15 protein-coding genes are annotated in these 25,853 nt (G+C 59.0%); 1 reads left to right on the top strand and 14 read right to left on the bottom strand.

Annotated elements, in window-relative coordinates; genetic code table 11:
* Positions 1 to 19: 19 nt before the first annotated feature.
* From HY308_17610 to HY308_17585, 6 genes are all read right to left on the bottom strand, one after another.
* The gene (locus HY308_17610; GenBank protein MBI3900089.1) at positions 20 to 1,870 is read right to left on the bottom strand and encodes an alpha/beta fold hydrolase; all 1,851 of its coding nucleotides are present in this window, start codon (positions 1,868 to 1,870) and stop codon (positions 20 to 22) included.
* Positions 1,867 to 4,332: a glycoside hydrolase family 2 protein gene (locus HY308_17605; protein ID MBI3900088.1), complete on the bottom strand. Its 2,466-nt coding sequence runs from the start codon at positions 4,330 to 4,332 to the stop codon at positions 1,867 to 1,869. Before HY308_17605 ends, HY308_17610 begins: the two co-directional genes overlap by 4 nt.
* Positions 4,333 to 4,428: 96 nt before the next feature.
* Positions 4,429 to 5,403, bottom strand: coding sequence for a DUF1839 family protein (locus HY308_17600; protein ID MBI3900087.1), 975 nt, complete (start codon positions 5,401 to 5,403; stop codon positions 4,429 to 4,431).
* Positions 5,400 to 6,323, bottom strand: coding sequence for an amino acid--[acyl-carrier-protein] ligase (locus HY308_17595; GenBank protein ID MBI3900086.1), 924 nt, complete (start codon positions 6,321 to 6,323; stop codon positions 5,400 to 5,402). Before HY308_17595 ends, HY308_17600 begins: the two co-directional genes overlap by 4 nt.
* A gap of 7 nt (positions 6,324 to 6,330) precedes the next feature.
* Positions 6,331 to 7,524 carry an acyl-CoA/acyl-ACP dehydrogenase gene (locus HY308_17590; protein MBI3900085.1) on the bottom strand — a complete coding sequence of 398 codons (1,194 nt, stop codon included), beginning with the start codon at positions 7,522 to 7,524 and terminating at the stop codon, positions 6,331 to 6,333.
* A gap of 71 nt (positions 7,525 to 7,595) precedes the next feature.
* On the bottom strand, positions 7,596 to 7,838 hold the full coding sequence (locus HY308_17585; protein ID MBI3900084.1) for an acyl carrier protein: 243 nt from the start codon (positions 7,836 to 7,838) through the stop codon (positions 7,596 to 7,598).
* A 447-nt stretch (positions 7,839 to 8,285) separates the two neighbouring features.
* Between HY308_17585 and HY308_17580 the strand changes: the two genes are divergently transcribed.
* A complete protein-coding gene (locus tag HY308_17580; GenBank protein MBI3900083.1) occupies positions 8,286 to 9,527 on the top strand; it encodes a hypothetical protein in 1,242 nt (413 codons plus the stop codon).
* Between the two features lie 54 nt (positions 9,528 to 9,581).
* On the opposite strand, the gene HY308_17575 is transcribed toward HY308_17580, so the two are convergent.
* From HY308_17575 to HY308_17540, 8 genes are all read right to left on the bottom strand, one after another.
* A complete protein-coding gene (locus HY308_17575; GenBank protein MBI3900082.1) occupies positions 9,582 to 9,824 on the bottom strand; it encodes a hypothetical protein in 243 nt (80 codons plus the stop codon).
* Between the two features lie 177 nt (positions 9,825 to 10,001).
* Positions 10,002 to 11,657, bottom strand: coding sequence for a hypothetical protein (locus tag HY308_17570; GenBank protein ID MBI3900081.1), 1,656 nt, complete (start codon positions 11,655 to 11,657; stop codon positions 10,002 to 10,004).
* Between the two features lie 5 nt (positions 11,658 to 11,662).
* Positions 11,663 to 14,071, bottom strand: coding sequence for a hypothetical protein (locus HY308_17565; protein ID MBI3900080.1), 2,409 nt, complete (start codon positions 14,069 to 14,071; stop codon positions 11,663 to 11,665).
* Positions 14,072 to 14,244: 173 nt separating this feature from the next.
* Complete coding sequence (locus HY308_17560; GenBank protein MBI3900079.1) at positions 14,245 to 15,135, bottom strand: hypothetical protein; 891 nt, start codon at positions 15,133 to 15,135, stop codon at positions 14,245 to 14,247.
* Positions 15,136 to 15,226: 91 nt separating this feature from the next.
* Positions 15,227 to 16,999: a hypothetical protein gene (locus HY308_17555; protein MBI3900078.1), complete on the bottom strand. Its 1,773-nt coding sequence runs from the start codon at positions 16,997 to 16,999 to the stop codon at positions 15,227 to 15,229.
* Positions 17,000 to 17,008: 9 nt separating this feature from the next.
* Positions 17,009 to 19,198: a hypothetical protein gene (locus tag HY308_17550; protein MBI3900077.1), complete on the bottom strand. Its 2,190-nt coding sequence runs from the start codon at positions 19,196 to 19,198 to the stop codon at positions 17,009 to 17,011.
* Between the two features lie 57 nt (positions 19,199 to 19,255).
* Positions 19,256 to 22,903: a putative baseplate assembly protein gene (locus HY308_17545; protein ID MBI3900076.1), complete on the bottom strand. Its 3,648-nt coding sequence runs from the start codon at positions 22,901 to 22,903 to the stop codon at positions 19,256 to 19,258.
* Positions 22,900 to 25,746 (bottom strand): putative baseplate assembly protein, encoded by a 2,847-nt coding sequence (locus HY308_17540; protein ID MBI3900075.1) that lies wholly within the window; start codon positions 25,744 to 25,746, stop codon positions 22,900 to 22,902. Before HY308_17540 ends, HY308_17545 begins: the two co-directional genes overlap by 4 nt.
* Positions 25,747 to 25,853 lie beyond the last annotated feature (107 nt).

The raw sequence follows: 25,853 nt of genomic DNA, 5'->3' as shown, positions 1-25,853 counted from the left end.
AAACCCGCTTCCCGCCACTTCAACGTTTGCGTAAATAGTGCCCTACCAAGTGATCTCGTAGTAACTCTACCACCTGACGTCGTGGAGCACGGGTATTAAACGTATGATTAGTTTTATCGATGCGCCACAACTTGATGAACCCACGCCGACGAAAGCGCTTAACGGCGCCGGCGGCGCCGAACATTAATAAGTCGTATCCTGGATCGAAGCGCGAAAACACGAACGTCAGCTTGCGGCCCGCTTTAATTAACTTGCCGATATCCGCCTTGAGATCGTCGGTCGCAACGGCACTGTTCGTGTCGTTGCTAGATTTTCGCGATTTTATTTTGCTGCCGATAACCGCGAGCATTCGCCGGAAGACGGTCATGAATATACCGGCGAAATCGGTATCTTTGCGCAGCAATTTCACCCAACTGCGCGGGTTGCGCAGCGCGCGCATGTAGCGCTGCCAAGTTTCGTACTGCTGCAACGCCGGCGCTTCGAGCGACATGCCCGGCTTGTAATAAAAGGTCAGTGGATTGATTAGCACGCATTCCACGATCGGCCGCTCAGCCAACTCTAAGCCGGCATGAAACGCTGCATGCGCACCGGAGCACAGGCCCATGATAACAAACGACGCCGCGCCGGCGCGTGGCGCGACGGTTTGCATTGCCATATCGATGACATCGCTGGCATCGGCAACATACGGGTTATTTTCCGCGTCGACGTTATCGATAACGCTATCGCCCAATCCAGGAAAATCGAAACGCAGGCAACGAAAGCCGGCTCGTGTCAACGTTCGCGCCAGAATGACATAGAGATTGTTAGAGCCAACGTGATGCGTCGATCCGGCATTGGGCAATAAAATCGTTGGCGCAGCGCTATTACCTGTCAGCGGTTCGCTCAGTATTCCGAAAAGCGTGCTCGCCGGGCCGAAGCGCACGATCGATTCACGAATCTCGCCGACGACGAGCTGGCGCGCACCGCCAGCGAGCGCACGCGGCTCCGCCCGGTGGCCGGTCGACGCCTCGGTGTTGCTATCTGCAGCAGCCACCAACCATTCGACGATCTCGGCAATTGCTGTCTGCGGCACGATCGTATCGTGCGGCGATGCGAACATCCGAAGATAACCCGGCAACACGCGTTGCTCGATAGACAATCCGGTCGCCGACCATTTATCGCGCACGCGCGTGTCTGCGGCCATATCATCGCGCGCGACGAGCAACACTCGCCGTGCCGTCGGCGGCGTCTCTTCAAGATTAATCGGTGCAATATCGCGTTGGGTTTCCGCGGTCGTGACAAAGCCGCCGGCCTCGAGGTCCGCTGACTCGAGCAACACCATGCCCGGCGTATCGCCGGCGACATGCAACGCCTTAAGCTCACGGATATAGGTGCGTCCGCGCACACATGGCGCCCACAATACTAAGCACGATAAGGCGATTTGCTGCGAGGCGATGGCGGCCAGCGTTGCTCCCATGCGCAGGCCGATTAAACCAATATGCGCGCAACCAGAGGCGGCGCGCAACGTCTGCACCGCTTCTTGAATGCTGTCGAGCCAGGCAGCGACGCGACCCGGATCCTCGGAGCTGCCCATGGAGTCGCCGGTACCGTGATAATCGAAACGAAGCGCCGGTATACCGGCAGTCGCGAGTCGATCGGCCAAGTGCCGTAGCGATCGATGCGAGCTCATATATTCATTGCCGAGCGGTGGGCATATAACGATCGCCAGCTTGCGTGGCGCAACGCCTGCCGGGGCGTGGTACCAACCGAACAGTGAGCGCTCCGCTGGGCCGAAATAAAGCGGTGCACGGGTCAGCGCCGACGCCGACGCGGCACCGAGCGCACTGTTACCGGCAGTCTGACCGTTGGTATCGAACGGAACTAGGCTCATGCATCTTTGACGACGATACGCACGGCTTCTTCGAGATTCAGCGCCTCGACATAGCCCCGAAGCTTCGCTGTATCGCCGGCAACGCTTTGCAATTTGACCACCTTCTTCCGATCAGGCGGCAGATGAAAATAATTGTCGTCGGCGACGAACCCTTTGCTGTCGAAGTGCACGGCGTACAAAAACCGATCGCTGGTCAGCATTACTTCGTAAGCGTTGTCACCGACGCGGCGCGCTTCGGCCGAGACGGTAGCGCCGCGCCGCTCAGGCTCGCTCGCTCCCGGAAAGTGAAACGCCTCGGCGATAACACCGCCCTGCTCGTCCAGCAAGGTGGCAATCACGACATCATGCTTCGGCGGCCCAAAGCGGTACACGTACGAGGTGTCGTAAAAGCCGTCGAACAAGGCATCCGCCGCGAATGCCGCTTTCGAACGCGGCGCGATATGACACGCGGTTTTAGCGCGTGCTGTTACGACCCGCTCATCTCGCAGTAGCATCAATTCTAGGGTTCCGGTCAGCACACGATCGCTCTCGTTGATGACATGTGCATGCACACCGTCCAGGAGTTCGTCGGTTAACAGCACCGTCTGCGGTTGCCACGCGCGTCGCAAATAGTAGAAACAGGCTTTAGGTATTCCGCAACTGTCCAAAATGCCCCAGCCGGCGCCTGGCCATAAATCCTTTAGGAACCAGACGAGCGCACCATGGCATGAGTTATAAGCGCTACGCCATTCGGAAAACACCTGCGACATCATCTCGCCGGTGGTAACGCGTGCGAGCGCCAAATAACGGTCCGGGTCGAAACAACGCAAACGCACTGGATCGGTCGCAAACAGTTGCGCCAAATAATGGTCACGCACATCTTCGAAGTCCCAGCCGGCGCCGGTATCGCGCGGCGTGCGCCGTTTCCAGCGCGGATCGTGCGTTACCGGGGTGGCGCCGTCCATTAGCAAATCAATGGTTTGTTTCTCCGGGACATTGGCGAAACCAAGACATTCCGGTGTAAACCGAACCTTGGCGCGCCGCACTTCCGATACCGGTCGTAGATAAGCGCCGACACCGTAGTAATGCGTGATGCCGGTGCCGACGTGGAACGGCAGTGTGCCGCCACTCGGCGTCGATGCGACATATGGCGTGCCTGGATGCCAGCGCTCGCACAACTCCGGCAGAATCTGCGAGAACAACGGACTGCGCCAAGCATCGCGCGCAATTCCGAGCATCGCCGCCTGTTGCTCGACTTCGCTGTTACCGCAATAGACTGCAACACAGGTATGCCGGCGTAAGCGCTGCAATTGTTGCGTGACTTCCGTGCGCACTGAGGTCTGAAATGCAGCATCGTCCACCGGGTAGTCCATGTTGGCGAACATAAAATCTTGCCAAACCAGAATGCCCAGTTGATCACACAGACGATAAAAGCTCGAATCTTCGTACAGCATGGTGCCGCCGATACGCAACATATTGGCACCGGCCCACTGCATTAACCGTAAGCTGTGCGACAGCGTCGCCGCCGTGCCGGCCAGCGAGACAATATCGCTCACGGTCCAGCAAGCGCCGCGACAAAAAATCGGCACGCCGTTCACGCGCAGCTCGAAGTCGCCATTGTCGTTCCGCACGTCGATCCGCCGGAAGCCGACAGAACCACAATCGATCGCCACGGCAGTTCCATTGACGACGATACGAGCACTGCAAGGATGCAACTGCGGAATGCCATGGGTATGCGGCCACCACAACGAGGGATTCGCGACTCGTACGCTGCCGACGATGCGATATCCCGACGCGTCACGCTCGACGTGCAACGGACCGGAAGCGTCGCCTACCGTTAATTCGGCGGTCACCGATATTTCCGCCGATAACGCCAAATGGCAACTGAACTCGACGACGCCGGTGCTATCGTCGAGATACGACCGCACATCGATAGCGGTCGGCGTTTCCGGCCGCCGATGCTCTATCGTAACGCCGCGCCACGGACCTACCGGTGCAACCGGTGGCGACCAGCCGGGAATCCGACCCAACAACGTCGTGCGGAACCAGCGCAGCTGCTGCTGAACGACTAATTTAGTTTTCCAGCGCGGACGTGCCCGTGGTCGCGCCAACGCCGGCGACAACGCGCGGAAAACGACGACTAACTCGTTGTTGTCACGCAGCAGCGCGCTAACATCGATGACGTGGCGCTGAAACATGTTGTCCGACGTGAGAATCGATTGACCGTTGAGCCATACCTCGGCCAAGGTCGCCAGCCCTTCGAAGCTGAGCCAACGGTGCACGCTCGCATCGACCGCACGACCGGCAAATGTGCAGCGGTACCACCAATCGTGCGCATCGAAGTCGAAGTACTGGTCGAGATGCCACTGCCCGGCGAGTTGCAACGCCTGCGCTGCCGTACCCGGCACCGGCGCCGCGATCCAAGACGACGCCTCCGTAGGAAGCTCAGACGGGGCGGCGATGGCGTCGGCGGCGGTCGACAATAGTCGCCAGTCGTTGGAAACCGGTATTGCACCGGTTATAGCGGTCTCGATCTGGGAACCCGATGTGCCCATTAAATTGGCGGCGCGCGACGCTATCTATAGGTATCGTGCCCGTAGCGCGGTGCTGCCTCGTTCCCAGCGCTCGGCCATGACATCGAGCGGCAAGAAATCGAGCGGCTTTTTACGAGCCATCGTGCGTGCGAGCTGGAATTGAAAAGTCTTGGCACCTTCCGACAAATCCAAAAACGCGCGCGTCACCTCATCCAATCCACGCTCGCCGTTGGCTATCAACCATTGCAGATAGGTCGCCGATAGTTCGAAACACGCGCCATATTGCCGCAGCGTGGCGAACGAATATTGATGAAACACTTCCAAGTCGGCTTGCAGCAGCCAGGGAAGATCCTGTTCGAAACGTACCTTGAAGCTGCCGAACGGATTTGCCGTCGGCAATAAGCCAAGGTGTTTGCTCAAAATCTTAAGCGAGGTGCGCCGCAATACTTCCCGATCGAGCGTCGCGGTCCGACGACGCTTCACGAACTCCACGTACGGCGGTAACGCCGTCGGATCTTGCGGTTCGCGCATCCGCAGCACATCGACGAAATCGTCGCCGCTCAGATGATAAAAACCTTGGCCGTGGAAATAACCCAAGTGCTTTTGCTCGACGTCGATCTCGGTGATCGCAACCGTCGACTTTACGTGTGCCAGCTTGTAGGCGGTGCCGGCGGTATCGGGCAGATGAAACGAATCGAGCTCGACCAGCACCGGACGGCCGCGCGCCACCTGCTCGTCGATATGAGTCACCAGCGGCCGCCAAATGGCGAGCTCTTGCACATCCAAGCCGTAGAGCTCGGTCAGATCCAGCAGCGGGAATTTGAAAAACGTCCACTGATCGCCTTCGAAATCGGCGGCGAAGGTAAACGGCAGCGCCGCGATCGGCTCGTGCCCAAGCGAATGCAGCAACTCGATCCAGATATCGGAGTAGCAATTGGTCTCGGCCCAGCCGCGCGACTCGCCATGGATGAGATGGCGTTTATACGTCTTCGGATCGAGCGCGAGAATCCGCCGCATCATAAACCCAACACCCCACACACCTCCGTCGGCCACTTGGCGGTATCGAAGCCATGCTTCTTGAATAGCGCAAGCGCGATGCGCTCGAGGCCGAAGCCGATACACGCGGTATGTGCGCTTTCGCCGTTCGGCGTCTTGATATCGAAGGTAGCGCCAAAATGGTCTTGGTGATAATTGCACGACACGACCGCCGTCAGCTTCTCGGTAGACGCCACCGGCACGACCAGCTCGTACTTCAACGTTTGTTCACGCTGGGTCGCCGCCATGACACGGCCGCCGCGGCCAAAGAACGGATCGTTTGCGACTACCGGCTCGGCATCTAAACCGACGGCGCGCAGCATCTCTTCGCCGCGCTTCAACCAATACTCGCGATGCTCGAACGCTTGCTCCGGTGTGCCCAAGCGCACGTATTCGCGCTGGCGGAAAATCTGCATGCGTGCCGGATCGATCGACGGCTCGTGCCGAAACACGAACGCGCGCAAATCGACCGTGCGACCGGCTGGCGGCAACGTACCGCGCGCCGTCGGATACAGCGGATAACACGCCGCCGGCACCATCATCACGTTTGTCGGTGCCAGATCCGCGCTCCAAGTTTCGCCGGCGGTTTTCTTGCGCATCAACTCTAGATGATTTTTTTCGTTACCGGTGAAGCTGTGCACCGACCCCATCAGATTCGGAAACGTCTCGATGTGGTCCATCTGCTCATATGTGTGGCGACTCAACACCGGCGGAAAGCGCATCACTTCCGGTTTTAGGTGCGCTCCCATGCGCGTCACGTAGGCCTCGAAGCGTTCGATAATGTCCTCGAATACGCCGCTGAGTCCGTACACGCCCTGCACGCCGGACGAAATGAGCAGCCCGGCATCCAGCAACTCGGTCAAATAAGTTTGGTAAGAAACTTCCAGAGAATCTTTTGTACACATACGGCGGCTAGGCCTCTTTATGCACCAACGACATGGTTGCGTTGTGATTCATGATGCGATCGTTGTTCACCATCAACGCCGCGCCATAGGCATCACGCAAGTGCCGGCACAAACTGAACTTGGAATCGTTTCGATAAGACGATATCCCACAGATCAACATGGCACGACCGACGATATCGATGATGAGCTGCGAGCTCGCGAGCTTTAGGTTGTTAGTGCGGATGGCAAAACCGAAATTCTTGAACGCCTCGACGTTGCCCTCTTGCAGCATCCGCTGGTAGTCGACGACCGCGGTATTGACGTTGCTGCGCATGAGTTGCAAGACGGTGTCGGTCTCGGCCAAACGGATGGCGGCAATCGGCGTCGGTCCGCCCGGATTTTTCCGCGCCTCGGCGCGCACGAACGAACGCGCGTAGTTGACGGCGTCGGCGGCGATACCGGACCACAGCGATGCCCAAACGATGTGCGAAAACGGATGCATCGTCTGGCTTAAGATGTCGGCAAACGGCACCGGCAATACCTGCTCGCTGGCACCGGTGGCGGTTAAAACGAACCCGCAGCTGCAAGTGCCACGGAATCCCAAGGTGTCCCAGCCGGAAATCGGATCGAGTTGATAATCTTCTTTGCGGACGAGCACCTGTACTTGGTCGCTGGCGGCGGCATCGGCGGCGCGGCGGCAGGTAACTAAGATGTCGTCGGCGGCAGCGCCATAAGAAATGACCGGTGCTTTTTTCGTCAACTGGAATCGACCGCCATCGATCTCGACCGCGCAAATGCTCGAGCGCAAATCGCCGCCAATACCGATTTCCGTGGTCGCCGAGGCGATGAGTCGCTGCTGCGGGACCAGATCCTTAAGATAACGCCGGAAGTAATTCGATGTTTGCCCGTGGTGGACGATGCAACCCACCTGGATCTGATGCATCGCAAACACCATTGCCGTCGAGCCGCAGTACTGCCCCAACACTTCGCAGATCTTAGCAATCTGAATGATGTCTAAACCCATGCCGCCGAACTCGACCGGCACGTAGGCACTGAGCAACTTTAATTCCCGTAACGCGTTGATCGCCTCGGTCGGAAACCGCGCGGCGCTGTCGACGTCGCGTGCTGCCGGTTGAACAACGTCACGCCCGACCGCATGAACCTGAGTAATCACGCGGTCGAAATCGACCGCTGCCGCACTCGGCGCGCGCAATGATTCCATCGTCAAGATACCTCCCACCGCATTAGCAGCCGGGCCGATATAGCCAAGCTGATGTAGACACGACGACCCGCTTATTTACCCGACAACGCTTCCACCGCCGCCGCCAGCGAGTCGATGCTGCCGAACGTTTTGCGACTGAGCATGGAATCGGAAAACTCGATTTCGAACCCCTCTTCCAAAGCAAGCATCAGCCCTACCGTCGCCAGCGAAGTCAGCCCGGCGTTATAGAGATCACTTTCATCGGTCAGGGTATCGATCGGAACGGACAGACGACCATGTTGCGACAAGATCGCTCGTACTTTTTCTCTGTACATCTACTCTCTCTTCAATAGGAAACTAAGGGACTTACATAGGATAGTTGATAGTTGTAATTAGTAATCGCGCTTCTTATATAAAGGTCTATAGGCCGCGTGCAACGAAACCAATTACCTACTTGAGACGCGGGAAAATACCCTTAATCGGACCGAAAAACCAGCGTAGTCCACAAGTATTCCCACTTTAACCGGGTCTGATTTCAAGCGATTGGGGAGAAACCCTAATAAGCACCTTGAACTGCTTAGGAATTTTATGGGATCGATGAATCCTCTGGGCACAAAAGCTCGGTTAGGGGCATTCCTTATGATAGGAGTAGGATGCGCCTGCCTAGATTCGCTAGCCAAACGTTTAGTCGCCTCTCCCGAAATTTTCAAAACACCCGTTCTCCCTCCGTAGCAGCACTATCCGACGTGCAAAATGACAGGGTTAACGGATTGGCCGGAATTATGAGTAAACAGAATAACAAACGTCGGATTTCTCCAGCGTTACCGTACGTACAACTTATCGTTGGGATGGCCCTGGGCATGGTATTCCTCGTTGGCTGGACCACCGCCACTGCCGGTGTCCACTCCCTCCCCAAAGTACGGACCGAACACCACCGCCGTCATAGGCAGAGCTGGGTCGTGGTATTCCAAGAAACGTTCGAAAATCTAATATTGCCCAACCCAGTGTGGGAAACCGACACCTACCCTGACAACGGATTTTCCGACGATGGTGCCTTTTTCCAAAACCGTGGTGTCATACCGCCGCCCGCATTTCGTGCGAGCGCACCGTTCGGCAAGAAAAATTGGCTAACGGTCGAGTCATACTCACGCTCGCCGACAACGGTGTTGCGCGATCTGTTCTCGATAACCTCGGATCCGGCGGGCGGATGCAATAAAGTGTTGCGCATCGCTTCACCGGCTCATACCGATGCCACGCTGGTGCGATCCACCCGTGCCCTGCCCAAGCGCTATCGCATCTCGCTCAAGGTGGGTTACGCCAACTTCGGCAACGGTCTGCCGGGCAACAACGGCTATACGGGTGGTGAGCTGGCCGAACCCTGGCTAGCGGACAAAGCCGCTAGCGAAGAAAACGGGTTCTACTGGTTGACCATTCTCGATACGGTGCCACGACCGCACAACAACGTGTATCTCCATCACCATCGCAAAGTCGTGCTCGATTCGGACAACAACGTGCCGCCGTGGATGGAAATCTACAACGGGCAACGCTTTATGGAGAGCGGTGAAACGCCGCTGATGATGATCGGCATCGACGGCAAAGGCACGACCAACGAGCTCAACGGCAAGCCGTTCTATTCCTATGCCGCCGGCGTCTGGCAACCCTCGGGCAAAATTCGCGCGGTCGACGCCTACAAATCGATGACCTGGTATCGCGCCAGCATTGAGCGCAACGGCGACCGATTCACGCTCAAGGTCACGGGCAACTTCAAATTCGGCGGTAGGAAAACTTATAAGACAACTATCAACGCCGCTGACAAATGCGTGTGGCACTACAACCGCAAGCCGCTTGCCGCCGACAGTCCGTGCATCGACAACAGTCACTACCCCTCCTTACCCAATGAGCCGGCACTTTGGTCGGCTAACATCGCTTGGCCGGACTTCTTTATGTTCGGAGAACCGCACAACAACTTCTACGAGGGCGAGGTCTTTTATGACGACATACGCCTCGAAATTTGGCGAGGTTGATTGAATCGGACAACAGAATTCGACAGGTGAAATCCAATCGTGCGGCGGGTGCCGTCAGCGAAGCAGGGTTTCGGCCGAAAAAACCCGGCCGTTGCGCAGGTCCACTTGCGGCTGGCAATACACCATGAGTTCTTCTTCGTTCTGAAGATGGACAACTTGCGCCGGTCGCGGCTGATCGAATTGAACTAGCCTGAGTGACACCGGCATTTGATCGACAAGTCGCCAGGCACGACATATCCACCAGGTACTCGCCGTATAAAGCCAGTCCGTTAAATCGAATCCTAATACGAATGGCACTTAACTTAACCGAACGATGACTACATTCACCCACCCCGACCTTATTAGCAGGTCCCTTCCCCTTCAGGGGGGAGGGAGTGGCGGCTGATACGTTTCGGTTTTTGCTTTAAGTAAGTACCATTCCCTCCTGAACCGTAAAATGGCACCTATGTGCCGTCATCGGGAGTCATTACCGACTCATGGCCCGCCGGCGCTGTTCTTATAGAAATAAACGTTCGAACTGGCGCTATTAACCAAAATAAAAACGTTGTATCGCTCCAGATAACGCCAACGTCCATAGACGCCGTTCTTGGTCTTTGTCGCCGGCGCGCCGGTCGGATTTTTTGTGGTCCAGGTTTTGCTATTCAAGTCGAGTGCGTACGGCTGCGACGGGATCGTGATCGGCAAGCCATCGCTTCCCGTTACCGGCTTGCCGTCGTTCCCGATCACCGTGCCACCGCCGATCCAACCGACCATTTGATCGGCCTTGCTGTCGTAATCGAAGCCCGGTCCATAGGCATTGAGAATGTCACCGCCACCGGAATTGAAGACTTGATTCTTGCTCGGATCGGTATCGGCGTAATTTTTCGTGCGCGGGTAATTGGTGTAAGTGCCGCCGCCGGTAGTGGCCCAATCATTGGTCACCAATTTTTTATTGGGAATGTCCCAAACCAAGCAATCGTTGCTACCGACTGTCCAAAAGAGATGACGCTTGGTATCCACGGCACCACGCAACGGACCGTAGACATCGTAGCGCGGCCACAGCGGCGCGGAGCCGAAACCTGACAGCGACGTCCAGGTATTGGTGTTGACGTTGTAGCTCAACAATGCGCCGTGCGAACGCATGAACACGAGCCCACTCGCCGGATCATAACCACTCGCCGCGTTGTAACTGCCCTGCCCTAACAGTTTGCCCGCTTCGGTACCACCGGGTTTCACCATATTAGAGTCGAGCTTGTCGGTCCATTTGTGCTGGTCGACGTCGAACAACCACGTGACCGAGCTACCACCGCCGTTGGGCGCCGTCGCTCCTCCTTGGCTAAGGAAGCGATTCACATGCGTGATGTAAGCCAGCTGATCGTAGGTGTGGCGTGATACCGGGTTGCCGTCGGGCAACGGATCGGTGCCGGCGCTGGCGACAATTGCGCCGGTAACCGGATCCTTGACCGGCGAAGGATCGGTGAGACGCTCCCACTTGCCGGTGCGCAGATCGAAGCTGTAAACCTCGTTGCCGAGGTAATCGGCGTGACCACCGCCGAAGATCAGCATCTTGCGATGAATCGGATCGAACGCGCCGCCGCCCCAGGCGTCGGTGACGTAAATACAATTGCCCCACAAAGCCGGCGACACGCAGACGTCGGTCATTTTGCTATTGGGCACTTCGTACCAGGTATTGGGCGGCAAATTAACCAGCGAACGCTCGAAGTCGCTCAACGTGTTATCCGGCGGGCCATCGAAACTCGCGTTGACGGTTTGCGCCGCCGTCATCGTTACCGTGCACGGCCCGACACCGGAACACCCGCCGCCGCTCCAACCGCTGAATATATGCCCGGCCGTGGGCGCCGCGGTCAGCACAACGCGCGTTCCGCTGGCGAAGCTTGCGCTGCAGCTGACGCTGCAATCAACAATGCCGGCAGGATCGCTTTTGACGGTACCGCTGCCGGCGATGGTTACCAACAATGAATAGGACGACGGCGCGGGATCGGTTGGTGTCGGCGTTGGTGCCGGCGTCGGCTCGGGCGTCGGCGCCGGCGTAGAGTCGGACGAGTCGCCGGCATTACCGCCGCCGCAACCGGTGACGAGTAACGTAGCGCAGAATACGCCGGACAATACGGTCAGCAGAGAGTGTTTCATTGTTATTACCTCGGTACGATCGCGAACTGCGGCTCGGACGAATAGTTTTGTTTAATGGGGCGCTTGGCGAACAAGCTCCAGGCATCGTTGGCGCGGTCGACTTTGGCGTCGACCGCGGCTGCGAGCGCCGCCTGCAGGGTGGCGGTATACGACTCCGGATCGGTGGCGTTGCCGACGATCTCGCCGGCCTTGTAGGACGTCGTGTTCCCGGCCTCGCGGTAGTGTTGGTTCAACCAATCGGCCATCTGCTGGGTCGCGCACGGCTGATTGACGAAGCGGCTGCCGTCGGCGTTCTGGCCATAGGTTGCGTCGGCGACCTCGCCGAAGTTCTGGAACAGCGCGCCGGTGGTGCTGGGACGCACAGCGAGCGCATAAGCGCCGGAGGTAATCCAACACATATCGAGCATGCGCTTCACCGGCGAGCTGGCTTTGAACGCCAGCAGCGTCGCGGCGTTATCGAAGCCCATGGCGTGCACTTCATTCACCGCCGAGGTGAAGAAGTCGTCCTGCCACGGTGCGTATCCTCGGCCACCGAGATATTCGAGACCGCTGTTGATGATCCCGAGATTGTTGCCGCCCGCTTGATTCAGCGGGAACCAGTCGAGGTTGTTGGCGAGCATCGTCGCGAAATAATTCTTGAACGAATCGCTGTCCGGCGCGATGAACGATACCTGCCCGAGCGTGCGCAAGTTCCACGCCTTGCCGCGCACCTCGTCGTGATCGAGGATGCCGAGCGCATAGTGGCGATAGGCCGGGTTGTAGGCAAAGATGTTCCAGTCGGCCCAAAACTCGAGCTCTTCGAGATAAAAATGATCGCCGGTAATGAGATACGGCAAGTACGCCATCGACGGTTGATGCGGCGTGTCGGGCTGGAGTGCCGGCGTAGGATTCGTGCAATCGCCGCTACAGGCCGGGAATGGATGCTTGGTATCGCCGGAATTTCCGTAGATCGTCAAATCCGGGTAGGTCGTCAGCGATATCGGCCGATCGGTATTCTTGTCGCGGAAATGGATCGGGAAACTACTCGCCGATGTTCCCACCGCCAGCACCGCTTGGCGCGCACGCGGATCCATGCTGATGACGTAAGCGGCGCTCCATGCCGGCAGGATGCCGAGGTCTTCGCGGCCACCGACTCCCGGCATCGACGCATAAATCATCCCGTTTTTCATCGGCTCGACGACCTGCGCTCGCGTGCCCCAGCGCGCGAGCGCGGTCTCGCTAACGACTACCGTGGGATCGTAATTCGGAACCGCGCCGGTCTTCTTGAGGTAGGCGACATCGTAACGCGGCGCCAGATCGGTGAATGACGAGAACACTTTGCGCCAGCGCGCCTGGCGATAGTGCACTAGTCCGGTCTGCGTATAGACCGATGTGCCGCGGATCGAGATATCGACATCATAAGTAACGTTGCTGGTAGTAAAGACGCGCGGCGACTCGATCACGGTCGAGTCGTTTTCAATCACGACATCGACCCGCTCACCGGCGACGCCGGCGTAGCTACGGACGTTGAAGCGTACCGCTAAATGCGGATCGTTGCCGATGGCACCGCCGGTCTCCCATTCGGTAGCGATCGGACCGTCGAGCCAGCGCGTCACTTTGTTCTGAAACAACGTGCGCGCCGACGCCGTTAGCGTACGACCGTCCGACGTCTTCAACGTAACCACGGCGTCAAAGCCGCTGCTCAAGAGCTCGGCGACATCGCGCGGCGTGTGCGTACCCAGCGGCGCGGTCGCCACCAGTTCGAATGCGCCACCGGCATTGGCCGGCAGAATCGCACTTAAAATTCCGTAACGCAGCGTATTGTCGCTGGTCGCTTTGTTGTCGATCTGCACCGGAATCAACTGCCCGGCCGGCGTGCGCAGCGCCAATCCGGCATCGGCGGCGACGTCGCCCTTGGCGAACGCGTGCCCGAACGTCACCGGTGTGGTTGCCGCGGCCGCGTCGACGTTGAGCTTGATCGACAACGGCGTGCTCGCGCCGAACAACGCGATGACATTGCGCGCCGCGCTCATCGTCACGGTGCACGAGAGGTTGGTACCGGCACAGTCGCCGCTCCAACCGCTAAAAACGGAACCGGTCGCGGCGACCGCGGTTAGCGTGATCGCGGTGTTGCCGGCATAGGACTCATTGCAATCACCGCCACAGGCGACGCCGGCAGGATCGGACGTGACCGTTCCTGATCCAGACGTTGTAACGTTGAGTATGTAATGGGTAGATGAATTGGACGGCGACGGATCGGGCTCGGCGTTCTCGCCGCCACCGCCGCATGCGCTTAATGGCAATACGACACCGACGATAGCGAGCCGACAAAGTATCGAACCGAGATTACCCTGGCCAACCGCCGACGATGGATTGATGCACTTTACACAAAAGGCACGGCGCATTGCCGATCGAAAATTCGCGAGCGCGATCATGGCGCCTCCCCTATCTTGTTATCGTTGGCCGCATAGTTGACGAATCAATAGCTAATGTCTTGCGCTAACCGATCATCGTCATTGAGCTGCAGATATGCGGCATCGCGAATTTTTTATGAATTTTTGTCGTAATACGTCAAATCATCTTGAAATAAGACATTACCAATCAGGCATTAAGAACAGGCGAGGCAACGCTCGTAGTAATCCGGCCAATCTTCAGCAACGCGTGTTTCTAAGTACTTGGCGATATCGACATCTTGTTTGGCGTTCGCGATCAAATGGGTGTAGCCCAATTGCACAGCTTTGTCAGAATAGAAAGCATCGTCCATCGACGAAAAAAGATAATCGATGTCGACGTCACGGTACGGCGAATCGGCGCGATTGCGGTGATAGTCGATGCAAGCCGATAGCAAGTATTGTTCGAGCACGACGGTGTGATGCGGTTTGCGATCGAGCGCGCGCCAGGCGCGTCGATTCGCGCGATGCTCGATCAGTTGTAACGCTAACGCGGCGTAGTGTTGAATAAAATCGACGTGCTGTCCGCCGAAGACGCCGCAATTTTCGCCGCGCTGTTGGCGACCGCTTGCGCGATACCAGCGCCACTCCGGCGGCAGCCAGCCGCCGCCGTTAATTGCCAACGCCGCTTCCAGTGTTTCGGGCTCGTAATAGGACGCGCCCGACATAAAAAATTCTGGGTTCTGCGCCAACAACGGCGCACGTTCCAACGACTCGGGCAATCGCCGCCATAGATAAACATCGCTATCGACGTGGACGAAGGGTTCCTGCTGGGCGCGATAAGTGTAAAGCTTACCCGTCGCCCACCAGCCGGCATCGTACTTGGCCAATGCGTTTAACGATGTGTATACCTGATCGAACTCGAGTCCAAGCTCATCCACTAGCAAGCGCGCGCCGGCATCATCCGTGTAGAGCACCGTCGGTCGATAATGCCGCGATGCCGTTTTGAGCGACACCACCCACGACAACAAATGATGCGCCTCGCTTAACCAGGTGCGATGACGCGTCGCCTGGAACGGTTTACTCCAAAATGACCAGACGGCTTTCATGTTTCAACTTCAAATAATGTAGGGCGGACTTGTCCGCCGTTCCTTCTTTCGTTGTCGATCGGCGGACAAGTCCGCCCTACCTTTATGATATTCAACGCGGCGTTGATTTTTTCGTGCGCCCCGCCGGCGCTGCAATTTCATCGCGCAACGTAAGATTGGCGGTGCCAATGCCGGCGCTGACGAACGCATAATCGTACGGCGGACGAGTCGCCATCGGACTGAACTGCTTGCGGCACGACAAAATACTAAGGGTGCCGTAGTTGTTGACGTTGATGACGCCGAGCGGCGCATAGTGGTGTTCGATGCCTTTCGGCGGTAACGCAATCGGCATCACGACACCGCTGACGCTGTCGATCACCGTCGGCCACTCGACGTCACCGGTGGCGACACGCGCCGGGATTAGCCAATAGTCGCCGGTTTGGTAAACGTAGGGATTGTTGCCGGTGCGCAGCTGAAATTGCACTTTGACGCCGTCTTCCAATTCCAACCATTGATCGTCGCCGCTTTCTAAAATAAACGCGGCGCCATCGTTCGCCAGTTGCAGCCCACCTTCAGTCGGATCGCCCTGCCTCTGGTCCCAGCGGCGTAACAGCGGACGCTTGGCGACGTCCTGCGCAAAATTCGCGTCAGCCATACCGCTTAATGTCACCGTCATAGCGGCGCGATCGATCGCTTGCACTTGCAACAGCGGCTTAGCGCCATCCAGCAAAACCAGATCATCATTGACCAGTTCGACCCAATCGCTTTCGACCAAACCGAAACGGTCGTCCCGCCCCAAGCTCTCCAACGTGACTGTGGTCGTTTTGGCGCTACTATCGGTTGCCACACGGCGAATGGCATAGATCACCGAGCCGTTTTCACGCGACCACTTGAAAGTCGCGGCGCCGCTTGCGGGCGCTTCGCCGTCACCGTCCCAGGCGCTACCGCCGCTGTGGATCTCGACGCGATACAGTTGATTCTCGACGCCGCGATACTGCGAATGCGGCGGCGTGATGCATGGATCGGTCGATTGTGCATCTTGTTTGGCCTTGGCTTTCAGCTGACCGCGATTGGCAAGACTCAGTGTCGAAAAAAAATGCGTATCCTTCGGCAAAAAATTGTCGCACGGGCTGCCGTAGGTAGCGCCGGCCGAGCCTTCGGCGATTTTCACCTGCCACACGAGCTGCGTGCGCGTTGCCGTATCCGGGCCGCCCAACGCCACCTCGCGGATCGAATCGTCTTCGATGTACGTCACTAGCCGCTCCCACACGTCGAGATAGACCATGTAATTTTTATTCAGTGCGAACGGCTGCTCGGCGGCGATCAAGTAATCCGGCTGCGTGCGATAAGTAACCACACGGCGCAGGCGCGACGCTGGACCCTTCAATACTGCCGACACATCTTTGCTGAGCGTGAGCTTGCGCTGTTCCAAATCGACATCGGTGATCTGCACAACCAGCGGCGACGTCGTGTTGCTCAAGAGCTCGACATACGGCTGCGGTTGCCCCGTCTGCGGTTTACGAAAGCTGATGCCATCCAGCACCAATGTCGGCACATTGATTTCGTTCGGCGCGAAGTCGGCCGGCTGCGTTACCGGCAGCGCCGTCGTCTCCAACTCGCACAACAAACCGTTGACGTAGTAACGCCCGGGGCCGATGCGAAAATCGTTGGCGATGCCGCTGGCGACACTGAGCCCAAAGCCACAATGATTCACCGGCCCGCCGGCATCGCCGATCAGGTCGGTCGCCAATGTGCGCAGATAGCGCAACAGAATCGACGCCTGCTCGTTCCAATCGGCATCGACCTGCACCCGCCCCTGCTGCATGAGCACACGCGTGAAGTGCTTTAACGGATCGAAAGTATCGCGTGTTAAATCGGCTTTCATGATAGTCCCCTAGGTAGCGTAGATGAGGCCGACGTTCATCCCTGCCGGCGTGTATTCGTCTAAGCGCGTGCGCAAATTGGCGGCGCGCTGCGGTTGATACAAATCGTGAAAGGCGCCCATTTCCGATTCATCGTCGGCGCCGCGGCTGATTTCGACGGCAATGGTGGTCGTCAGCTGGCAATACGTCGGCGTACCATAACGCACGCTGTTGAACTCCGGCGCGACGCGCGACGATTCGCTTTGCTTCAGCGCTTCTCGTTCCGCGGCGCTGATGTCGCCCTTCTTGTAAAGATCATCGACCGCCCGCACGACCAAATCCGGTTGGCATTCATAGCGCCGCGGTGTGCGCGAGTCCGGCATGATGTAACAGAAGCGAACGCAACCGAATTGCCGGCGGCACACGCGCATACTGCCGAGGAAAATGCTGTTTTCCGCCAACTCGAGCGAACGCGTTTGGATTTGACCGAACACCGTGCTGCGCGCGACCGTCAGCTGCACATGCGCGCATAAGCGGCCCGGCGCGCCGACGGCGACGCCTTCGGGGCTGATGGCGTCGACAATGCTGTCGCTGATACGAAGCCGCATCGGCTCTTCGCGTACTTCATCGCGATCGACTTGGATACCGCCGACGATGCTGTGCTCGATGGTGACGCAGTCCGGCGCATTGATGAGATCGAGGCTCGGATCCGGCGGCCGCGTCGGCTCGCAATCGCATTGCAAACCCCAACCGGGGACGAGCGTCGAGTGACGAATGGTGACGCCGGCGACATCGCCATCGACCTGCACGCCGCGACCGGTGACGATAATGCCATCCAAAATAAACCACGACTCGGCGGCGCCGGAGACTGCTAAACCGTCCGGCAATGACGTCTCCCAATTGAGCAATCGCAACACCGGCCGCTTACGATTGGCGGCGCGCAACTGCAACGATTGTTTGGCGGCGAGCGTGATGACGACCGGCTCGACGTACACACCGCTGTCGCAGATTTCGATGACGGCGTGTTGCGGCGCGTCACTGTTCCACTGCAATAGCGCTTCGTTGATGCGCGTGTAAGTCTGGCCCTCGCCAACGCGATAGATCGTCGCCGCCGTCGGCTCGCTCAACGGCCGGTCGTATTCGCCGCCGCCCATATCGGCGCTAAATCCGTAGACATACGATACGCGCACGTTCTGCTTGCGCGCTTGACCGGGCGGAAACACGATGCGGCCGAGCGCAGGATCGACCGCAATTTGTCCCGGCAGTGGCCGGTAGGTCCAATCGGTCAAATCGGTGGGAATGATTTGTTCGACCGGCACCGGCTGCGGCGGCATGCCGATCCATAGTTGAAAGCTCCTGCCGGCGCCGTAATAGAACGGCACACCGGAGACGACCTTGCCGGACGTTTCTTCCAGCTCCTGCTGCTCCAACGAACGGCGGCGAATCGGTGCGGGCACGTTCAATTCACCAGGCAACTGACCCGACGCCGGCGTTGGCTGCGTAAACAGCGGCGTATCGTTGCCGAGCGCGCTGAACAGATAGCAATTCGGTGATTGCTCTTCGTAGCAATACGCCGGCGCGCGCGTAACGGTGTACGGCCTCAGCCGCCAAATGAAAACGCCGACGTCGCTGATGTTGCCGCGCCCCGGGAAATGCTTGGAATTTACTCGCCGAATATCGACGGTGTGCGCCGATTCATCGAACGGTCCATCGAGATTTTCCAACGCGTCGCCGTCGCGCAGATCGATCGTGCGGCCGCGGTTCAGGTGCAAGTAATTAATGTTCTGCGTCACGCCGAGCAATCGATAAAATTCGACCGCACGCGCCGGCCACTCGGCAACGGCGGCGGCGAGCTCTTCGAGCATCCGCACCGTGCCTTTGCGGCGGCGATAGCGGATGGTCTTCGCCACCTCGCGTCGTGGCAATAGCAGGCGATTACGCGCTTGCCGGCGCGCATCGAGCGCGTTCGCCGGTTCGCCGATGTCGAGACTCGGTTGATAGCCGATGAGGCTGCCGATGTATGGCACTACCCAGTCCTGGCAGGTCTCGATGAACCAGTTTTCATAAAGCTGCGCGATGTCGTCTTCGAGCACGTTGACCTGCTCGGCGATCACTTGCAGAAACGCGCGCAACGGATAGCCCTGCTCGGCGTCGCGCATGCGGTAGACGGCGGGCATCAGCTCGTAGAGTCGGTCGATTCTATTTTCGGTCGCTGCGTTCATCGTATGTGTTCCTAGTTCCTGTAGGGCGCGCCCTGCGCACCCTACATGTAAAGGCTTCTAAATCAGTTTCAAGTTCAGCGTCTCGGGTACATCCGGCGTCATGTAAACTAACTCCGCCGGCAAAATGCGTTCACAAGTATCGGCAGTCGTCGACAGGTCCATCGTCGCATTCACTTTCGCCAACTCCGCCGGTACAAATTTGTTCAACGCCAACGTATCTGCCAGCGCCGCCAGCTCGGCAGCAGTGACGTCCTCGGCCACCGAATCGAAGCGCTCGACATTGACATACGACACGCCTTCGATGTTTTGCATAACTTCGATGGCTTCACTCAAGAACGCCGCCTGACCCAACTCGCGGCTGTCAAAGCTGAACCGACCGAGCACCGCCGCACGCACGACCGGCTCGACCGCTTCCCAGTGATAGTCCGGCAGCAACTGGATCGACGCCGCAATCACCAGCACCTTGGTGCGACGAATGCAGACGGCGACTGGCAGCTGTGGATCGCCGTATAGCTCGAGCGAAGCCACGAGATTGCGGTATAGATCGGAATTGCGATCGATCGGGATATCGTCCTTGCCGGCAACTGTCAGATGCACGAATTGCCGGCGGCCGTCAGTCAACCGATTCGCGCTGGCCTTGCCGATGCCGGCATAATTGCCGGCGAAGTCTTCGTAATCACGCAGCGACAACAGGCGGTCGAGCGCTATCACCGCCAGCGGCGCGTTGCGTCGTGCTTGATCGCGAGTATCACGATCGGCACCGCCGGTTGCCGCCAGCGGATTGATCACGCCTTGTACGCCGAGCGGATGAGTCGCGAGCTGGCTGATCTGCCATGCCCGCACGTTGCCGCCTTTGCCGATGCCGTAGCGGTACGTGGCTTTGATATTGCCCTTGCCGGTCGGCAGGCGCGCGCCGTGTTGGCCGTTACCGAAAATGGTGGTGACGACGTCGGCGTCGTCGGTATCGGTGACGAAGGCGCGATCACGTGATCCGACGGCGGCAATGTTATCGGCCTCGTGCCAATCGATTTCGTTGACGCGCACATTAAGCGTGCTGGCGGTACCCGCCGGCGTCGGCGCAGAAACATAGGTGAGCGGCGATTGCCGTAATGGGAATTTCTGAAACGCCTGGCTGGTATCGCCGTCGCCCAACACTTCGCCGATGGTTTGGCCGTGCGTGGCCTTGACGACGTTGCCGTAGATTTTGATGGTGCGCGTGTCGTACTTGTACGCCAGCGCATTCGCCAACGTCAGCACCGTGTGCAACGGTTGCGAGGCAATGCGCCAAGCGAACAGGCCGTTATCGAATATCTCATCGGCAATGTTGCCATTGCTGAATGGAACGCCGGTAACGGGATCGACCAACAAACCGGCGAAGTCGCTGAATGACCCAAAGCGCTCGCGCTCGGTCGGAACGTAGGCGTTGGCGTAAACACCGGGCGCAAGCTGCACTTGATCGCGATACTGTTGATTCTGCACCGTCGGCAACGGCAACAGCGGCGACTTATGCAACGACTTAAACCCGGTTTCCACGTCCGCGCCGAGTATCGAGATGTCCGACAGCTTGCCGACCACCAGTCGATCACCGAAGGCGTTGGCATTGGTCGTGTAGTACACCGTCGAGAACGGCGTGCCGGCCAGCGGATAGTCGACCGACAACGGTGCCCGCGCCCCTTGGGCGACACCGGCGAGCATTACCAGCTCGCTGGCGCTGACAGCGCTGACGTTCGGAATATCGGTGCGGTCGCCGGACACGATAATCCAACGTCCGGCATCGAGTCCGTCGTACACGCGATCCAGCTCGATGGTGTCGCCTTCGACGTCGGTATCGAGCGGCTCTTCCGTTAGCGGCAAGGGTTCGGTCTGCGCGTAAACGATCGTGCCGCGCAAACCGGGCGTGGCATTGACGAACGCTTGGCGATTGCTGGTCGACATCTCACCGAGCCACGACGGATCGAGCGTGAGCAATGTCGTTTTGGCGGTGAACCCGGAATTGGCACCGGCGTCCATGGTCGCCGTCTTTAGCGCTATCACCCGATGATAAGTCCGCACGCTCAATCCACCGGCTGCGCTTATCGTATCCGGACGGTCGATCACCACCCAGCTTCCCGGTTTGATTTGGTCATAGGTCGCATCGAGCGCAACAAACGGCGGCGACGTTTTACCGTCAGTGGCAACGCCCCAGGCGCTGCTGATCGTCGGCGCCGCGAACGTGGTCGACCCGTTGGTGACGGTCGGTTTACCGGCAAAGTTATGCGCGAACAGTGCCGCCTTCGTTCGCACCGCTTGCACGTCGACGCGGTTCGTCGGTGTTTCGACTTTGGTCCAGGCGCGATACAGCGTCGTTGCTGCTTGCGGTTTGAGGGCAGCGAGCAGACGCGGTGCGGTGTCGGACTGCGGCGAGAAACTTTGTGCGATCGGCCGCAACAACCGCTGTGCATTCGCCGGTTGCACCGACGCCGACAACGCCAGCGGCGCGATGATCGACGCCAAATTCCCGAGCGGCGATGGCGCCAGCGACGATTGCACCAACTTAATAATGGTGCCGCCCGGCCCCTCGCCATCGCCGTCGTTGGCCTCGGTCAACGATCCGTTCGCAGCGACCCGTACCAATTGCTCCAATGTCCACAGCAAGTGATCCAGCCACGCCGACACCCGCGTGAACTCGCGGCCGACGGCGATATCGCGCCGCTCGCGTACCTGAGCGATGGCGCCGCGTATGAAGTTGGCGGCGTCGCTGCCGCCGACGGTAGGATCGACATCGTTGGCTTCGACATTATTAATAAGTGTCTTCAGGATGCCGGCGACCTCTTGCGCCAAATCGCTGGCGGGAAAAAGGTACGCCGCCTTAGCAATAAAAGACCGCAAGCTGCCGCTCAGACTGACGGAGTTGACGAGCGATAGCGGCACTGGCGACAGCATGACTTCGGTGCGCTTGTCGTCGCCTTGCGGATTGACCGACTCGACCTGGCGTAAAAACTGCTGATCGTCGTCGCCACTGAAAACGAATAGCAGCGCATCACCCGCTTTGAGCTGGGTGGCGGTACCGCCGAAGTAGACGGTGTCGAGCATATCGGCGCCGGTCACGATCGGCTCCGAGACGTTAAAAAACGAGGTCGGCGGCGTGATGAGCTGCGGCCGCCGCACGCGCGGTGCGAGCAGATTCCAGGTATCGCGCGCCGGCAAATTGTCCGAGGTCTCGAAATACTGCGCGCTCTCGCCGGTGCTGGGAATACTTTGCGCACGCGTGCCTTGCGGGATGACGCCGTTAAAATCGAGCGCGGCGTTGAACGCCAGGCTTACGCTCGCCGACACACCCGGGCGTAGCCGATAACCGATGAGCTTGGCCAGTTCGACGATCGAACGGCGCTCTACCGCCGTCGGCAAATAGCCTTCATTGGCAATGCGCTCTTGGTAGAACGTCAACACGTCTGCGACGATCGCCCACGCATCGAGCAACGCGATCGACGGATCGCTCGGCTCGCGTGTGGTCAGTGCCGCCAGTGGCCGCACGCGCGTTAGCGTTGCGCTGCCGGGCGTCATCGGCACGTCGAGCGCAAGCGTCGACAACCGCGCGATCATGGTTTCGAGAAATGTCGCGTAGGTCCCGGCGCGATAGACGATCGCACTTAAGCCAGGACGATTCGCCTCCGGTTCCGGCGTCAGCGGCTCGACGCCGGCGCAACAGCCGCATGCTTCATTCATCGTCCACCTCGCAACATCAACAGCAAGCGTCCGTTCTCGGGAAAGCTTGGATCGTTATCCAGACGCGCAATCTCGAACGGGCCGAGCGCGAGCTTGCCGTCGGCCGGCAGCTCGTCGTTCATGTCCGGCACCGGTTCGCCGGGATCGAATCGTTCCAGTTGGCTCACGTGCACTTCGAGTACGCCCGCTACTGCTTGGGCGGCGGCGACGATGCGGCTGATGTAAATGTCTACGCCGAACGACAGGCTGTCCGGATGAAAAAATCCGAGACGACCGTCGGCCAATACACGATTACTAAAGACATCGAGCAATGCCGATTCGACGTGGCCCCGCTGATACGACGGTTTTACGCATACCGATAACACCAGATCGATCGGCACATACTCGGCGCGACGAACATCGAGGTCGTGACCGATGCGCCGATACGGTTGGAGATAACCGTCTATTTCGTTGAGCAGCTCATCGTCGATCTCGTCGCCGCCGCTGCGGCCGACGGGATCGACGGCTACCAACGCTTCATACCAACTGCCGTTCCAACGCAACGTGCCGCGTGCCCCTTGCAGTGGTTGGAACGGAATCAAACAAGCGTCGGTATCGAGACCACCCGCTTCGCCCGGCTCTTCCTCGATGGCAGCGCGCGGATCGTGGGGCTGGTCATGCGGTGCCAGTGTGGTCAACGGCAGCGCATTCGCCGCCGCGAGCAACGCCGGGCGCTCGCTCAAGCGCCGGGCGTTGTCGGCGACCAGCGCCGCATAGTCGGCGGCGGTAATGGCGCGTTCGAGCACGTTGCGAAACGCGAACGGCGCAAACATTTTTACGTCTTCAACCGATTCGCGCACCGTGCCGCCGCGCGCTGGCAACGGATTGCGCGGTTGTAAGTTGCCGATGCCATCAGTCATTTGCCGGAAGACAATGCAGCGAATCGCATCGGCACCGACATTGCCCGCGGCACCGTTGCCGAGTCGGTACGACGCTTGAAACGCCGTACCGGCGTTGGGCCGCGCGCCGAGATTGCCGTCGCCGAAACGCAGATGCGCGTAGCCGTCGTCGTCCATTTCGACCACGAAGTGCGGATCGGTACCGCCGCTGCTCAGCAAGTCCTGCTTGGCGGTCCATGACGTAACAACCGCGCCTTGCGCACTCGGTTGCGTGCCGATGAGCCAGATGCGAGGCAACGCCAACCGCGGGTCTTGTCGTCCGAAAGTCACGGCGCAACCACAATCCGGCAGCGGTTGCGCGAAGGTCAACGGTCGCTGCGCTAAGATCGGTTGGAACTTCGCCGGCGTGTTCAATGAGTCCGGCGGTTCACAGGCGGTGGCGCAGCGATCGGTGCGCGACGCCGCCGGCACCTCGCCCAAGGATTCGCCGATCGTGAAGCCGCTATCCACCAGGATCACGTTGCCGCGAGCGACGCTGAGATTCGCCCGGCAATCGCAATCGGGCGCCGGCAGGGTCGCCGAGATGCACAGCGGAAATGTCAGCGCGTCTTCCGAGCACCATTCGATGTCGACCAGCGGTTGGCCGTAGTCTTCGCGGTACGGGTGATAAAGCGGGTCGACCGTGCGCGTAACTTTCGTCAAGCGCACGGCTTGGCGATGACGCGGATCGGCGTCGGCCGGATTGCCGGTGGTGGGGCCGACGATTTCTTCGAAAATCAAAACGTCGCCGACTTGCAGATTGAGGGCGCGCTTTGTGCCCGGCGGTGCATTTTCATCACCGACAGCAACTGCCTCCCTCACCCCTACCCCTCTCCCAACGGGAGAGGGGTTTGTTCTCCCTTCTCCCCCCGGGAGCAGGGTTGGGGATGAGGGAACAGGATTGACCGACACCCATTGATCAATCAACGCCGCCGACGTCGCGCCAACCGGCAGGCAGCACGCACAATCGCCCCAGGTATAAAAATGAATCTCGCTATGTGCGGCGTACAACTGAATCGGCGACGTTGCATCCTTTACTAACGACTCAAACAACTCGTACTGACCGGGCGCTAGCTGCGCGAACTGATCCGCCTGCAACAGGCGCATATCAGGCGACGGCAACCCGGCGACAAAGAAAATATTGCGCGCGTCGAGCACCGCATCGATATCGGTTGCGATCGTCACCCACGCGCGCGCGTTACAACCTTCGTGCATAAAATAATCCACCAACCGCGCATGTCGGCGTACCGAAATACGTTGGCGCGCTGTGCCGAGGTATGCCTCGGTGGCGACCGCATCCTGGTAGTAACTCAGGTAATCACCGGCGTATGCCAACACCTCGACCAGCGCGACGCCAATATCGGGCGCGTGCGTCTCACGCCAGTCCGGCATCGTCAGCGCCAGGCGATCGAGGATGAGCTGGCGAAAGCTGTCGAAGTCCTTGGCAAGATAATTAATGTCCGGCTGCTCGCGCTGCGGCGGTGGACAGGTGGCCGGCGTTTTACAATCGAGATCGGTCGGGCAGCCGGCGCGGAACGTGAAATCGACTTCGGCATAACGTGGGTCGAAATCGTCCATCGGATCATCGGTCGGATGACCGTCAGCGTCGAGCTTCACCAAGCGCAGCGTGTAGGTCGAGGCATCGCCAGCGGGCGTCACAACGACTTCGAGATAATCGTCGAGCGTTGGATCTTCTTGACGATGCACGTGGATTTCTTTCACCCACAGGTCGCGGAGGCGGCGGCCGCCGGTTATACGGACATTGGCGAGCTGAATTTGCGGCGGTGCTTTGCCGAGGAAGAAAATCTCCAGCGTGGCATGGTCGGCACTGAGATCGACTTCGACGAAATCGAGACCGAACAGCGGCGCTTGGCGCACGTCGTGGCGGCGGCGATCGTTGCGGCAGGTCAATTCGGTACTGTTCATTCGCATTGCCTCAAATCTCATTCTGCTCCGCAGTTCCCTGTCCCTCCGGGAGAGGGCCAGCGCGAGGGAAACTTGTTGCCACTGCTTCCCTCACCCCCACCTCTCTC

It is taken from the genome of Gammaproteobacteria bacterium (assembly GCA_016199745.1).
Taxonomy (GTDB): domain Bacteria; phylum Pseudomonadota; class Gammaproteobacteria; order Acidiferrobacterales; family Sulfurifustaceae; genus JACQFZ01.
Note: the sequence above shows the minus strand (reverse complement) of the source record. Positions and strands in the feature narration are given on the sequence as shown.

Coding starts and splice junctions, on each gene's coding strand:
- HY308_17610 (MBI3900089.1), bottom strand. CDS start 1,870: ATGAGCCTAGTTCCGTTCGATACCAACGGTCAGACTGCCGGTAACAGT.
- HY308_17550 (MBI3900077.1), bottom strand. CDS start 19,198: ATGAACGCAGCGACCGAAAATAGAATCGACCGACTCTACGAGCTGATG.
- HY308_17570 (MBI3900081.1), bottom strand. CDS start 11,657: ATGAAACACTCTCTGCTGACCGTATTGTCCGGCGTATTCTGCGCTACG.
- HY308_17585 (MBI3900084.1), bottom strand. CDS start 7,838: ATGTACAGAGAAAAAGTACGAGCGATCTTGTCGCAACATGGTCGTCTG.
- HY308_17540 (MBI3900075.1), bottom strand. CDS start 25,746: ATGAACAGTACCGAATTGACCTGCCGCAACGATCGCCGCCGCCACGAC.
- HY308_17600 (MBI3900087.1), bottom strand. CDS start 5,403: ATGATGCGGCGGATTCTCGCGCTCGATCCGAAGACGTATAAACGCCAT.
- HY308_17560 (MBI3900079.1), bottom strand. CDS start 15,135: ATGAAAGCCGTCTGGTCATTTTGGAGTAAACCGTTCCAGGCGACGCGT.
- HY308_17580 (MBI3900083.1), top strand. CDS start 8,286: ATGAGTAAACAGAATAACAAACGTCGGATTTCTCCAGCGTTACCGTAC.
- HY308_17565 (MBI3900080.1), bottom strand. CDS start 14,071: ATGATCGCGCTCGCGAATTTTCGATCGGCAATGCGCCGTGCCTTTTGT.
- HY308_17590 (MBI3900085.1), bottom strand. CDS start 7,524: ATGGAATCATTGCGCGCGCCGAGTGCGGCAGCGGTCGATTTCGACCGC.
- HY308_17545 (MBI3900076.1), bottom strand. CDS start 22,903: ATGAATGAAGCATGCGGCTGTTGCGCCGGCGTCGAGCCGCTGACGCCG.
- HY308_17555 (MBI3900078.1), bottom strand. CDS start 16,999: ATGAAAGCCGATTTAACACGCGATACTTTCGATCCGTTAAAGCACTTC.
- HY308_17595 (MBI3900086.1), bottom strand. CDS start 6,323: ATGTGTACAAAAGATTCTCTGGAAGTTTCTTACCAAACTTATTTGACC.